We start from the raw sequence: 13,174 nt of genomic DNA, 5'->3' as shown, positions 1-13,174 counted from the left end.
CCTCTGGGCCGGCGGAAGCGCGGGTCAGACGAGCGGGGTGGGACCGGCGGGGGTGAGCAGGCGGCGGGTGGTCTCCAGCCCCCACTCGTCCAGGCCGCGCAGCCGGTCGCTGGAGGCCCGCAGGCCGCCGTACCGCTCGACGGTGCGCGCCCAGTCCTCCCGCCGTTCGACCTCCGGCCGGAGCATGAGGCAGTCGGGGTCGTTGATCCAGAACCTGCCGTGCTGCCAGGCCCGGGCGACGGTGTTCCTGGTGGCGTTGGCCTGGCCGGGCTCGGACGGGTGTCCGCTCGGGTTCTGCCAGTACGCCGCGATGTCCGGGCCCACCCGCATGGCGTCGACCATGCCGACCGAGGGCAGGATCGGCGCGCCGCAGCCCAGCAGGTACGCCTCGGGACCGATCGCCTCGCGGATGATCCGCAGGCCGTGACGGTAGGCCTCCACGCCGGTCACGTCCTCGTGGCGGCGACCCTCCAGCGCCCCCGCGTACACGAAGTCGATTTTGAAGTAGTCGACGCCCCAGCCGCGCATGGTCCGCAGCGTGTCGGCCAGGTATTCGGCCGCGCCGGGGTGGGTGAGGTCGAGCGCGGCGCAGGAGTCGCCGAGGACGTCCCCCGCGGAGACCGGGTCGCCGCTCGCGGGATCGGTCACCAGCCACTCCGGGTGTGCGGCGAACAGGGCGCTCTTGCGGGCCACGACCATGGGGGCGATCCAGATTCCGGCCCGCCGTCCGTGCTCCCGGATGCGCCGGATCAGCCCGGGCAGGTCGTCGAAGCGGCCCGAGGACGTCAGCCAGTCGCCCGGCGCGGCCTGGTAGCCGTCGTCGATCTGCACGACGTCCACGGGGACCGCCAGGTCGTCCATGGCGGTGAGGTTCTCGGCGACGTCCTCCTGGGTGACCTCGGAGAAGTACTGGTACCACGAGCACCAGACCGTGGGTGACGGGCGCGGGCGCACGCCGGCCCGCTCGGCGAAGGCGGCGCCCCAGCGGGCCAGCGCAGCCTCCAGGCCGCCCTGATGCTCCAGGTGACGCACGGGGGCGTCCGACGTGATCACGACCTGGCCGCCGCGCGGCCGCGCCTCGATGACGGGCACGCGGGAGTCGGCGGTCTCGGTTCCGAAGATGCGGACGGGGCCGCCGTCCCCGGGGTCGATCGCCAGCAACCCCTCGCCCCGGAACACGCCCTGGTCCGGGGCGGAGCCGTAGTGGCAGTCGATGACCAGCGAGTTGGGCAGGGTCACCCGATAGGGAGTCTCCGCCAGGGGCAGGGCGGCGGTGACGCTCCAGGACTGCCAGCCCTCCGCGTAGACCCGGGCCCTCGCCGGGTCCACGCTCAGGGCGGCGACGTCCTCAAATCGCGATTCCATCATTGGCCAGTTCATCCATGAACCGGTTAAGGGTCAAGGTCCGTCTCACCGGGTGGACGTTTCGGGCGTGCCCGACGTGGATCGTTCAGGCCGCGACGGCGCTCTGCACGACCTGCTCCTTCAGTGGCGCCAGGGCCCCGGCGATGGAGCCGATCGTCTCGGCGTCGACGCCGCACGATTCCAAGGCCCCGGCCAGATGGGAGACCACCTGGCCGAACTCCTCCGCCGTGATGCCTAGCCCGGCGTGCGCCTCGTCCATCGACTTGCCCCGGTATTCCTGGGGGCCACCGAGCGCGGCGGCGACGAAGCTGCGCTGGTGTGCCTTGAGCGTGGCCATGTCGACGTCCGCGAAGTAGCCCCGCAGCATCGGATCGGCGACGACCCGCGTGTAGAACTCGTCGACCACGGCCGCGACCGCGTCCGAACCGCCGATCCGATCGAAGATGGACGCCATACCGGTTTCCTCCCGCATCTGCGTGACCTCGTTGCCCACGACGATCGCCACGCTTCGTTACCAGCCGATTGCCGGGCGGAAATTCGTGGGTAGCCGGGCGCTCACGCGGTCGACACGGCCGAAAAGGCCGCAGGCGGGGGCGGGTGCGGGCGCCGGTTGTTGCTCCAAGTAGTTGATTGTTCCCACTGGCGACGGGGAGCGAGGCGGGGATACGGTCCCACTCGGGAGGACGTTTTTCGCCTTCACGACAAGAAAAGCGTCAGCGAATTCGCTCTCGATATACCGGCCATTTCGGGGTTGCCGACGCTTGAGGGCGATGTCTACCTTTGACATCAAATGTGACTCGGGGGCGAGCGGCGGGCGGCGACAGGGGGCGGCGTGGCGGAAGAGATGGTGCCCAACCCTCGCCACGCACAACTGGTGGAACTTCTCAAAGAGGTACACAACCGATCTCAGGAGGTCGGGCAGGCATACCAGCGCGTCTACGCGTCGATGCAGTCCGGCAAGGTCTGGACGGGACCGACCGCCGCGAAATGGACCACCGAGGTCGCCGACCGGCACCACCGCCTGGCGCAGCTCGTACGGCAGATGACCAACGCGATCGAGGACGAACTGCACCGGCACCCGGCGATGGTGACCCGTTCCCAGGCCGAGCTCATCCGCCGCCAGCAGACCGGACGCCCCTGAGCCCGGTGGCCACGGGAGGAAGGACGCGATGACATCCCCCAGCGGCGACTTCTGCGGCATCGACCCGGCGGCGATGAACGCCATGGCTGCCGACCTGCGCCAGGCGTCCGACCGGCTCACCACCTTCGCCACCGACTTCGAGGGGCTCTTCCGGGCCAACGGAGTGAGCACCACGCCACTCGCGCAGATCGCCGTTATCGCCGACTGGGGCAGAAGCCAGGCCCCCACACTGTCGGAGCGGGCCGAGCTGATCAAGGCGCTGAACGGAACCGGCGACCACACCTTCGCCCGCCTGCCCGACGCACTGGACAGCTTCGCGGCCGGCCGCGGCCTTGGCCTCATGTTCGGCACCGACATCCTCAGCAACCCTGACACCAGCGTGGAGACCAAGGGCGAACTCGCCCACCAGCACATCAAGGAGATCGCCGGACTGGCCAAGGATCCCGCCGCCGCCGCGGCGTTCTTCGCCGCACTACCGGCAAAGGTGCGCGACGCGCTGCCCAACCTGCTCATGAACACCGGCAGCCCGACGGCCAAGCAGGATCTCGCCGCCTTCAGCGCCGCCTTGGGCGCCGCGCTGCGCGCCCCCGGCGGCATCCCGGCGTTCGAGAAGGTGAAGGCCGAGCTGCTGAGCAAACCCGGCAGTCGCGAGACCGCGTGGAACCGGCTCGCGCTGCTGGCCGGAGCGAAGGCCCCGACCAGCGTGCGCGTGGCCGCCGCCCGCTCCCTCGCACTGGACGACTTCGTGAAGAACCCCCGCCAGGACCGGACCGGCGCCGGCCTCGACGAGAGCAGGACGTACGGCTACTCCCCCGACACCCTCGCCCTCGCGCTGGAGGTCCTCGTCGGGGACGGCAAGGCCGCCCGCGCCGCCTTCGCCCAGATGGGCGGCGACGGGGTCAAGCTCACCCAGGTCGAGAAGATGAAGCGGTTCCTCGACTACAGCAAATCCGTCGCCTCGGGTAACGACGTCGCGGACGCCTTCGGCCGGGTTCTGGCCACGGCCTCCGGAGCGTACGACGAGAAGGACGGGGCCCACTCGACCGAGGCCGCGAGGTTCGCCTTCGATGTGATCCGGGAGATGCCCAAGCTCGGTGTCCTCAGACCGATGCAGGTGTCCATGGCCGAGATCGCGGGCTCCTATGCCACCGAATTCACCGAGGGGGCCAACCTCAGTGATGCCAACCGCACCCAGCCCAGCGCCTTCGGACCGGTCAAGACGATCGTGCCCGGCCTGAACCCGGTGTTCCGCCTCAGCCCGAAGGACACCAAGGAATTCGTCAGAACGTTCGCGGATTCGGCTGCGCACATCAAGCCCTTCGAGGAGGGGATGGGCAATCTCACCGACAGGATCGTCAACGCCGCCGCGAAGATGGACCACGGCAAGAGCACCGACCACCTCGAACGGGCGATGCGGGCGCTCGGCTACGTCGCCGGCATGCAGCTCACCACCGAGCGGGAGGTGCAGGGAAAGCTCGACGCCGAGGATCAGGCCCGGGTCAAGGCAGAGATGTTCACGTACGGCCTCGGTCTCGGCGTCGTCGGGCTGGCCATTTCAGGCATGACCGGGCAGATTTTGTGGCTGGGGGTTTCCAGCTTCTCGCCGCTCATCGTGGAACCGGGGATCACTCCAGGCAAGAGCCGGGTGAGCGGGCTGGATGAAAAGGATCGCGCCGCCTGGATGGCGCGGGAAACCTGGCTGGCGAACCTCTTGATGTCCAACGGCTTCAAGGCCAAGGTCCCGCCGAACGACCCACGCTTTTCGAACGCGCCGATCACCGGAGCCGACGGCACACTGCTGCCCTTCTCCGAGATCGCCAAGAACAAGGAGGCCGTACGCAACTTCGACAACTGGCTCATCGCCAACGGCTCCGGCCGGACGAACGAAACCCGACTGGGCGAGGCACAAGTGGTCATTGAAGAGACATTCGGAGGAGCCAAAGAGCGCGTGCAATCTATGGGTCCATCGCCGTACGAGTGATGGCGCACCTCAGCTCAAGGGCAAGCAGTCGGTCTCACCACGGGCAACTATCTTTCCCTCAGCGGGAGAGGATACTGTGATTCGCGTGCGATACTGAGCACCAACGGCTTCCTGGGTAGTCGCATTCACATCAGTGTTGATCAGCTTATAATCACCCGCACCCTTCAGTGCGCCGACCAGCATGAGAATCACAGTCTCAGGATTTCCAGATCCGGCCCCAGACGTTGCCTTCACGGCATAGGTACGCTTATATTTTCCGCTTCCACAAGGGATGTCCTTGCCTCCAGGGTCGGTTACCTCAACGTCGGTAGCCCAGACATTCTTCATAGTTTGGTTGATGTGAGATTTGAGGACCTGGCCGGCTTCGGCTGCCGTTGGTTCCGGTTCGCCGCATGAGGACAGCATCAGTCCGGCTGCCAGGGAAATCGGGACGATAAGCCGCAGGCGAAGCGTCATGCAACCCTCCAGACAACCAAGTCCATGCGCCACACACCATCATGTCAACCGACCGGCCCATCGTACGTCCCGTTTACCGAAATACCTAGACTCCTATCAAAGGCGAGCTGTTCTGTTCAGTGGCTCTAATTAGCTCAGCTCTTTCTTGAACTCAATCACCCGCGACGACGGGCGCCCCGAGGTGCTCGCCTCGGGCCTGGGGCCCGTCTTGTTGCCCGACCGCCGGTCACTCACGCGGGCCCAGCCGGCTCAGCGGAGCGGACGCAGATCAGGAAGCGAGACGGTGCCCGGCCCCCGATGGGCACGGGCACCGTCTCGGTGGGAGGGTCAGTGTCTTCCGGCGTCGCGCAGGGCGTCGCGGATCGCGTAGTAGGCCGGCTTGGGCTGGAGGTTCTCGTCGTACGGCAGGGCCGCGCCCTCACCCTGGAAGACCGCGGGGATCCAGGAGTACTTGTCGGTGTAGTCCCAGATCGTGATGCCGACACAGCGGCGGACGGCGAGGCACGCCTTCGTCACCCTGGAGTACCAGTCGGCCTGGGTCGCGAGCTTGGCCTCGTCGGCCGGCACGTACATGCGGATGTCCAGCTCGGTGATGGCCACGTCCAGGCCGAGGTCGGCGAAGCGCTGCAGGTTCTGCTGGAGCGTGTCCGGATAGCCGTACTGCAGCGCGAGGTGCCCCTGGAAGCCGACGCCGTCGATCGGCACGCCCTGGGCCTTGAGCTGCTTCACCAGGGTGTAGTACGCGTCGCTCTTCGGCCCGATCGCCTCGAGGTTGTAGTCGTTCAGGTAGAGCTTGGCGTGCGGGTCGGCCTGGCGCGCCCAGCGCAGCGCGTCGGCGATGTAGCCGGGACCGAGCGTCCGGTAGAAGATCGTGTCGCGGTAGGTGCCGTCCTCGTTGAACGCCTCGTTGACGACGTCCCAGGAGTAGACCTTGCCCCGGTAGTGGCGGGCCTCCGTGAGGATGTGGTTCTTGAGGATCGCCCGGAGCTGGTCGGCGGTAAAGGTGCCGTTGGTCAGCCAGTCGGGGAGCTGGTTGTGCCAGACCAGCGTGTGCGCCCGGAAGGACATGTGGTGCTTGCGGGCGAAGTCGAGCACCTGGTCGCCCTGGGTGAAGTCGAACACCCCCTGCTGTGGCTCGGTGGCGTACCACTTGAGCGCGTTGCCCGCGGTGGTGGAGTTGAACTCGCTGCCGAGAATCTTGAGGTACGCCGCGTCGGAGAACTCGGGGTTGTCGGTGGCCGAGCCGAGGTAGCGGTGCGAGGCGGCGGCCAGCTCACCCAGGGTCTTGTCGTGATGCCGCTCGGGGTGGGCGGAGGCGGGGGCCGCCGCGAGCGCGGTGACGAGCCCGGCCGCGGCGAGGGCCGCGGCGAATCTGTGCAGCATGAGGAAGGTCCTCCGGTCGGGGGTACGTGGTCGGACGTCCAGATGCACAAGCCGGGAATGCTCCGCAAGCCGAAACTTTTCGAAACAATCCCCTAACTTTCTGTTGACGTACCTTACGAATTGACCGGTCTCGGGGTCAATACCGGATGACAAATGCGAGATTTACCAGCGGGAACGCCAGCAGAGAGCCACAAACTAGTCCGAAACTTTCATCGAGAAGGGCCGCAAAGGGCGCGCGTGACGGGTCTGTCGTACCCGGGAAGCATGATGGGCGGCATGAAGGACTGGATGATCGACTTCGCGGAGTTCGCGCGCGAGGAGTTGCCGGAGGACAGCGCGGAACGACTGATCGGGCTGTTACGACCGGCCATCCGGCTGTCCGCCGCAGAGGACGGGGAGAGCGTGGCCGGGCGGCTCGGGGGTCTTCCGAAGCTGCCGGACGGCATGGCATGGCCATCCCTCCCCGACGAGGGCCGGCCGATGTCGTTCGTCGCCGAGCTCGACTGCGGGGTGCTGGCGCGCTACGAGGTGGACGTCGCCCTGCCCGTCGCCGGCACGCTGCTGTTCTTCGCCACGACCGACGCGAGGCAGCACCAGGTGATCTACGTGCCGCGCGGAACCGCGGTCGCCGAGCGGCCCGCGCCGGACGACCGCGTCGAGGTGTACGCCGAGCTGCCGCTCGCCGCGGCCACCGAGCCGACCTGGCCGCCGCGGAACCACCCCGCTCTCGTGGATGTCTTCGGGAGCCTCGATGAGGCCGAGGACCTGGTGTGGCACCACGTGCTGGACGAGGACACCGGTGAAATCTTCGAGCAGCAGCTCCGGCTGTTCGAAGACGGGGGAAGGGACGGGCCGCCGCACCAGGTGGGCGGATACTCCGACGGGCTCCACAGCCCGATCGAGGCCGTAGCGGCGCATGCCGCCGGCACCGGCTGGTACGGCGATCCGGCCTTCCAGGAGGAGGCGTGCCAGTGGGTCACGCTGCTGCAGGTAGCCGAGGACACCAGGGCCGGGATGATCTGGGGCGACGGCGCGTGGCTGATCTGGGGTATCCGTAAGGACCATCTGGCCGCGCGCGACTTCTCCAAGGTCCACCTCTCCGTCCAGGGACACTGACCCCGGCGGTCACGGACGAAGGAGGAGGGCCGGGGCGTCCCGGCCCTCTCGTCGTCACGGTTCCAGGCTCTCCGGAACCGAGTCGGAGTGCCCCTTCGGGCGTTCGGTGCGGCCGTGGGCGTCGTAGATCTTCACCCAGCGGATGCCGGGAAGCCGCTTGAGCGTGGGCGTGATCTCGTCGGCGACGGTGAACGCCGACCCGCCGCTGCCGAGGGACCCGGTGAGCCGCACGTGGGCCACCCCGTCACGGACGACGACCGAACCGACGCCCGTGGCCCCCGAGGCGACGAAGCGCAGCCCCTTGGCGTACTCCGCCTGCGTGGGCCCGGCGAACAGTCGCTGGAGGGCGCCGCGCGCGGTGGACGGCGGCGCCACCGGCCGCGACACCGACGCCGTGTACGGCCGCCGCCCCGCCGCGTACGCCCGGGAGTCGAGGAAGTAGGTGCGCACCGGCACCGTCCGGTAGGGCGTCTTGATGTCCACGACCACCCGGCTCGGGTGCGTGAGGGTGTAGACGCGGTAGGACGCCTTACTGCTCAGGCCGACGCCGAACGTGAGCTCCGCCTCGAAGTCGCCCGCGTTGACGACCTGGATCACGCCGGGCAGCGCGAAGGTCTCGCGGGCGGGCCCGTAGGTGGGGCGCCCGCTGTTGTCGTGGCCGGTCGCGCCGCCGAAGCGCAGCCCGAGGATCGCGTCGCCGGCCACCGGGACCGTGCGGCCCGAGCCGTCGGCGATCAGCCGGGACACGTAGCCGGCGCTCCGCCGTGCCGGGAGCGGCCCGCGGAACTCGAAGACGACCCGGTCGAGTCCGGGCTGGTGCGAGGCGCGCACGTCGACCAGGGTCGCCACGCGCGGGGCCGCGTGAACGGCCGCGTTCGACGGGGCGGGTGTCGCGGCGGCCGGGGCCGCCAGCAGGCTCACCAGCGGCACGGCCAACGCCGCGAGCGAGCGCTTGGGGGGCAGAAACATGAGGGCTCCTTGCCGGGTTCCTTTCGCGAGTTGGGGGACCCGCGGGCGGGCGCAGGGCCGGTTCCGGACCGGCGCCCACCTTGAAGTATCCCCAGGTAGGCCCGGCTTGGGGACGGGACAGACCTGTCACCTTCCGTCCGGCTTTTCCGACCCATTGACGGCACGGTGGCCCCTATGTAACATCTGGGCAACCTAATGTAAGAAATTTGCAGCTCTAAATCGAGACTTTGCGGTTCTCCGCAAGTTCCGGCAGGAAGCACTGCGTCCGTGCGCCCCGCCACCGTCACCTTTCGCATGAAAGGACACAAGGTGATGTCGGCCACGGCAGTGGGCAACCGGTCGCCGCCGCGACCCCAGCGAGCCCCGATCTCCGAAACCCCCCACGACCACGGATCGGATGACCCGCCGGTCGGTTCCTGCCGGACAGAGGAACGCAAATGTCGAAAACGCATGTCCCGTTATTGCGCTTGATCGCTGTGGTGGCCGCGGCCTGCCTGCTCGCCGTGGCCGCGCCTCTCATCCCCGCCTCCGCCGCCGGCGGCCCCAACCTCGCCGCCGGCCGCACCGTGACCGCGAGCAGCAGCAACAGCCCGTACGTCGCGGGCAACCTCAACGACGGCAACCAGGGCACCTACTGGGAGAGCTCGAACAACGCCTTTCCGCAGTGGGCGCAGGTGGACCTCGGCAGCGCGACGAGCATCGACCAGGTCGTGCTCAAGCTGCCGGCGACGTGGGAGGCCCGCACCCAGACGCTGTCGGTGCAGGGCAGCACCGACGGGTCCTCCTTCGGCACGATCGTGAGCTCGGCCGGCCGCTCCTTCGCCCCCGGCTCGGGCAACGCGGTGACGATCGGCTTCACCGCGACCACGACCCGGTACGTCCGGATCAACATCACCGCCAACAGCGCCTGGCCCGCGGCGCAGCTGTCCGAGATCGAGGTGTACGGCGCGGCCACCGCCTCCGGCAACCTCGCGCTCGGCAAGACCATGAAGGAGAGCGCGCACGCCGACGTGTACGGCGCGGGCAACGCCAACGACGGCAACCAGGCCACCTACTGGGAGAGCGCCAACAACGCCTTCCCCCAATGGCTCCAGGTGGACCTCGGCGCCTCGACCGCGGTGAACAAGGTGGTGCTGAAGCTCCCGCCCACCTGGGAGGCCCGCACCGAGACGCTGGCCGTGCAGGGCGGCACCGACGGCACGAACTTCTCCACCCTCGCCGCCTCCGCCGGCCGCGCCTTCGACCCCGCGAGCGGCAACACGGTCACGATCGGCTTCTCCACCGCCAACGTCCGGTACGTCCGGATCAACGTCACCGCCAACACCGCATGGCCGGCCGCGCAGGTCTCGGAGTTCGAGGTCTACGGCCCGGCGCCCACCGGTGACACCCAGGCCCCGACCGCGCCCTCGAACCTCGCCTACACCGAGCCCGGCGCCGGCCAGATCAGGCTCACCTGGTCGGCCTCCACCGACAACGTCGGCGTCACCGGCTACGACGTCTACGCCAACGGGTCGCTGCGCACCAGCGTCGCCGGGAACGTCCTGACCTACACCGACACCCAGCCGGCCGACGCCACCGTGTCCTACTACGTGCGGGCCAAGGACGCGGCCGGCAACGAGTCGGCCAACAGCAACACCGTCACCCGCAAGGGCGCGACCGGCGACACCCAGGCCCCGACCGCTCCCGGCAACCTCGCCTACACCGAGACCACGCCGGGGCAGGTCAAGCTCACCTGGTCGGCCTCCACCGACAACGTCGGCGTCACCGGCTACGACGTCTACGCGAACAACGTGCTGCGCGGCAGCGTCGCGGGAAACACCACGACCTACACCGACACCCAGCCCACCAGCGCCACCGTGTCCTACTACGTGCGGGCCAAGGACGCGGCCGGCAACGAGTCGATCAACAGCAACACCGTCACCCGCAACGGCTCGGGCGGCGGCTCGAACATGGCCGTCGGCAAGCCGATCACCGCCTCCTCCTCCACGTTCACGTACGTCGCGACGAACGCGAACGACAACGACGTGGCGACCTACTGGGAGGGCGCGGGCGGCTCCTACCCGCAGACGCTGACCGTCCAGCTCGGGGCCAACGCGGTCGTGAGCTCGGTCGTGCTGAAGCTCAACCCCGACGCCGCCTGGTCCACCCGTACGCAGACGATCCAGGTGCTGGGCCGTGAGCAGAGCGCGTCGGGATTCACCAGCCTGACCGGCGCGGCGACCTACACCTTCAACCCGGCGAGCGGCAACACGGTGACGATCCCGGTCTCCGGCACGGTCGCCGACGTGCAGCTCAAGTTCACCGCCAACTCCGGCGCCCCGGCCGGACAGGTCGCCGAGTTCCAGGTGATCGGCTCCCCGGCGCCCAACCCCGACCTGACCGTCACCTCCCTGTCCGCCTCCCCCGCGTCCCCGGTCGAGACCGACGCCGTCACGCTGTCGGCGACGGTGCGCAATGCGGGCAACCTCGGCTCCGGCGCCACCAACGTCAACTTCTACCTGGGCGGGACCAAGGTCGGCACCGCCTCGGTCGGCGCGCTCGCGGCCGGCGCCTCGGCCACCGTGACGGCGAACATCGGCCAGCGCGACGCGGGCAGCTACCCGCTGAGCGCCAAGGTCGACGAGTCGAACGCGGTGATCGAGCAGAACGAGACCAACAACGCCTTCACCGCCTCCTCCCCGCTGGTCGTGAAGCCGGTGGACAGCTCCGACCTGGTGGCCTCCCCGGTGAGCTGGTCGCCCGGCAACCCGGCGGGCGGCAGCACGGTGACGTTCACCGTCGCGATCAAGAACCAGGGCACGGTCGCCTCGGCGGGCGGCGCCCACGGGATCACGCTCACGATCGCCAACGACTCGGGCACCGTGGTCAAGACGCTGACCGGCTCCTACAGCGGCGCGATCGCGGCCGGGTCCACCACCGGCCCGGTCACCCTGGGCACGTGGACGGCCGCCAACGGCAGGTACACGGTGAAGACCGTGCTCGCCGCCGACGCGAACGAACTGCCGGTCAAGCAGGCCAACAACACCTCCACGCTGCCGTTCTTCGCCGGCCGCGGCGCGAACATGCCGTACGACATGTACGAGGCCGAGGACGGCGTGACCGGCGGCGGGGCGACGGTCGTCGGCCCGAACCGGACCATCGGCGACCTGGCCGGCGAGGCGTCCGGCCGCAAGGCCGTGCGGCTCACCACCACCGGCAGCTACGTGGAGTGGACGACCAGGGCCGACACGAACACCCTGGTCACCCGCTTCTCCATCCCCGACGCGGCGGGCGGCGGCGGCACCGACGCCACGCTGAACGTCTACGTCAACGGCACCTTCCTCAAGGCGGTCAACCTGACCTCGAAGTACGCGTGGCTGTACGGCCCGGAGGCGGGCCCGGGCAACTCGCCGGGCGCGGGCGCTCCGCGGCACATCTACGACGAGGCCAACGTCCTGCTCGGGACGACCGTCCCGAAGGGCAGCAAGATCCGGCTGCAGAAGGACGCCGCCAACACCTCCACGTACGCGATCGACTTCGTGAACCTGGAGCAGGCGTCGGCGATCCCCAACCCCGACCCCGCGACGTACGCCGTCCCGACCGGGTTCACCCACCAGGACGTGCAGAACGCGCTCGACAAGGTGCGGATGGACACCACGGGCAAGCTCGTGGGCGTCTACCTGCCGCCCGGTGACTACCAGACGTCGGGCAAGTTCCAGGTGTACGGCAAGGCGGTCAAGGTGGTCGGCGCAGGGCCGTGGTTCACCCGGTTCTACGCACCCTCCAACCAGGAGAACACCGACGTCGGCTTCCGGGCGGAGTCGTCGGCCAACGGCTCGACGTTCTCCGGGTTCGCCTACTTCGGCAACTACACCAGCCGCATCGACGGGCCGGGCAAGGTGTTCGACTGGCAGAACGTCGCCAACATGACGATCGACAACATCTGGGTCGAGCACCAGGTCTGCATGTACTGGGGCGCCAACACCGACAACATCACGATCAGGAACTCGCGGATCCGTGACACCTTCGCCGACGGCGTGAACATGACCAACGGCAGCACCGACAACCTGGTCTCGAACAACGAGGCGAGGACGACCGGCGACGACAGCTTCGCGCTGTTCTCGGCCATCGACGCGGGAGGCGCCGACGAGAAGAACAACGTCTACGAGAACCTGACCGCGATCCTGCCGTGGCGCGCGGCCGGCATCGCGGTGTACGGCGGGTACGCGAACACCTTCAAGAACATCTACATCGCGGACACGCTGACCTACTCCGGCATCACGATCAGCTCCCTCGACTTCGGCTACCCGATGAACGGCTTCGGCGCGAGCCCGCCCACGGTGTTCGACAACATCTCGATCGTCCGCGCGGGCGGCCACTTCTGGGGCCAGCAGACATTCCCGGCGATCTGGCTGTTCTCCGCCTCGAAGGTGTTCCAGGGCATCCGGGTCAGCAACGTGGACATCGTCGATCCGACGTACTCGGGGATCATGTTCCAGACCCAGTACCTCGGCGGCCAGCCGGTCAACCCGATCAAGGACACCGTCTTCACCAACATCTCGATCTCCGGAGCGCACAAGAGCGGCGACGCGTTCGACGCGAAGTCGGGCTTCGGCCTCTGGGCGAACGAGCTGCCGGAGCCCGACCAGGGACCGGCGGTCGGGTCGGTGACCTTCAACAACCTGAAGCTCAGCGACAACTACCAGGACATCAAGAACACGACGTCCACCTTCACGATCAACATCAACCCCTGATGACGTGACGGCGCCGCCGGAGGGACGTCC

Annotated in this window: 9 protein-coding genes; 4 read left to right on the top strand and 5 right to left on the bottom strand. The window is 68.6% G+C overall.

Annotation, left to right across the window (positions count from 1 at the left end; translation table 11 throughout):
- Positions 1-24: 24 nt before the first annotated feature.
- Both FLW16_RS16405 and FLW16_RS16400 read right to left on the bottom strand, forming a co-directional pair.
- Complete coding sequence (locus FLW16_RS16405) at positions 25-1,368, bottom strand: glycoside hydrolase family 36 protein (protein ID WP_142560924.1); 1,344 nt, start codon at positions 1,366-1,368, stop codon at positions 25-27.
- 82 nt (positions 1,369-1,450) lie between these two features.
- A complete protein-coding gene (locus FLW16_RS16400) occupies positions 1,451-1,870 on the bottom strand; it encodes a group 1 truncated hemoglobin (RefSeq protein ID WP_221891118.1) in 420 nt (139 codons plus the stop codon).
- A gap of 327 nt (positions 1,871-2,197) precedes the next feature.
- Between FLW16_RS16400 and FLW16_RS16395 the strand changes: the two genes are divergently transcribed.
- Both FLW16_RS16395 and FLW16_RS16390 read left to right on the top strand, forming a co-directional pair.
- Positions 2,198-2,506, top strand: coding sequence for a hypothetical protein (locus tag FLW16_RS16395; protein ID WP_142560923.1), 309 nt, complete (start codon positions 2,198-2,200; stop codon positions 2,504-2,506).
- Positions 2,507-2,534: 28 nt separating this feature from the next.
- Positions 2,535-4,487, top strand: coding sequence for a hypothetical protein (locus FLW16_RS16390; RefSeq protein ID WP_142560921.1), 1,953 nt, complete (start codon positions 2,535-2,537; stop codon positions 4,485-4,487).
- Between the two features lie 9 nt (positions 4,488-4,496).
- Here the strand turns inward: FLW16_RS16390 and FLW16_RS16385 are convergent, their stop codons facing one another.
- Positions 4,497-4,943: a hypothetical protein gene (locus FLW16_RS16385; protein WP_142560919.1), complete on the bottom strand. Its 447-nt coding sequence runs from the start codon at positions 4,941-4,943 to the stop codon at positions 4,497-4,499.
- A 327-nt stretch (positions 4,944-5,270) separates the two neighbouring features.
- Positions 5,271-6,326, bottom strand: a complete 1,056-nt coding sequence (locus FLW16_RS16380) for an endo-1,4-beta-xylanase (protein WP_142560917.1) — start codon at positions 6,324-6,326, stop codon at positions 5,271-5,273.
- Positions 6,327-6,602: 276 nt separating this feature from the next.
- Between FLW16_RS16380 and FLW16_RS16375 the strand changes: the two genes are divergently transcribed.
- Positions 6,603-7,442 (top strand): DUF1963 domain-containing protein, encoded by an 840-nt coding sequence (locus FLW16_RS16375; RefSeq protein WP_185949445.1) that lies wholly within the window; start codon positions 6,603-6,605, stop codon positions 7,440-7,442.
- A gap of 54 nt (positions 7,443-7,496) precedes the next feature.
- Here FLW16_RS16375 and FLW16_RS16370 read toward each other — a convergent pair whose 3' ends face one another.
- Entirely contained in the window at positions 7,497-8,411 is a 915-nt protein-coding gene (locus FLW16_RS16370) for a GerMN domain-containing protein (protein WP_142560913.1), read from the bottom strand.
- Between the two features lie 476 nt (positions 8,412-8,887).
- Here FLW16_RS16370 and FLW16_RS16365 point away from each other — a divergent pair, with 476 nt between their 5' ends.
- Entirely contained in the window at positions 8,888-13,144 is a 4,257-nt protein-coding gene (locus FLW16_RS16365) for a discoidin domain-containing protein (protein WP_312847140.1), read from the top strand.
- The last annotated feature ends 30 nt before the right edge of the window (positions 13,145-13,174 follow it).

Source organism: Microbispora sp. KK1-11 (assembly GCF_006874435.1).
In the GTDB taxonomy this organism is placed as follows: Bacteria; Actinomycetota; Actinomycetes; order Streptosporangiales; family Streptosporangiaceae; genus Microbispora; species Microbispora catharanthi.
Note: the sequence above shows the minus strand (reverse complement) of the source record. Positions and strands in the feature narration are given on the sequence as shown.

Bases quoted from the DNA above. Each gene is read 5' to 3' on its own strand.
- FLW16_RS16375 (WP_185949445.1), top strand. From the start codon at position 6,603: ATGAAGGACTGGATGATCGACTTCGCGGAGTTCGCGCGCGAGGAGTTG.
- FLW16_RS16370 (WP_142560913.1), bottom strand. From the start codon at position 8,411: ATGTTTCTGCCCCCCAAGCGCTCGCTCGCGGCGTTGGCCGTGCCGCTG.
- FLW16_RS16385 (WP_142560919.1), bottom strand. From the start codon at position 4,943: ATGACGCTTCGCCTGCGGCTTATCGTCCCGATTTCCCTGGCAGCCGGA.
- FLW16_RS16405 (WP_142560924.1), bottom strand. From the start codon at position 1,368: ATGATGGAATCGCGATTTGAGGACGTCGCCGCCCTGAGCGTGGACCCG.
- FLW16_RS16390 (WP_142560921.1), top strand. From the start codon at position 2,535: ATGACATCCCCCAGCGGCGACTTCTGCGGCATCGACCCGGCGGCGATG.
- FLW16_RS16380 (WP_142560917.1), bottom strand. From the start codon at position 6,326: ATGCTGCACAGATTCGCCGCGGCCCTCGCCGCGGCCGGGCTCGTCACC.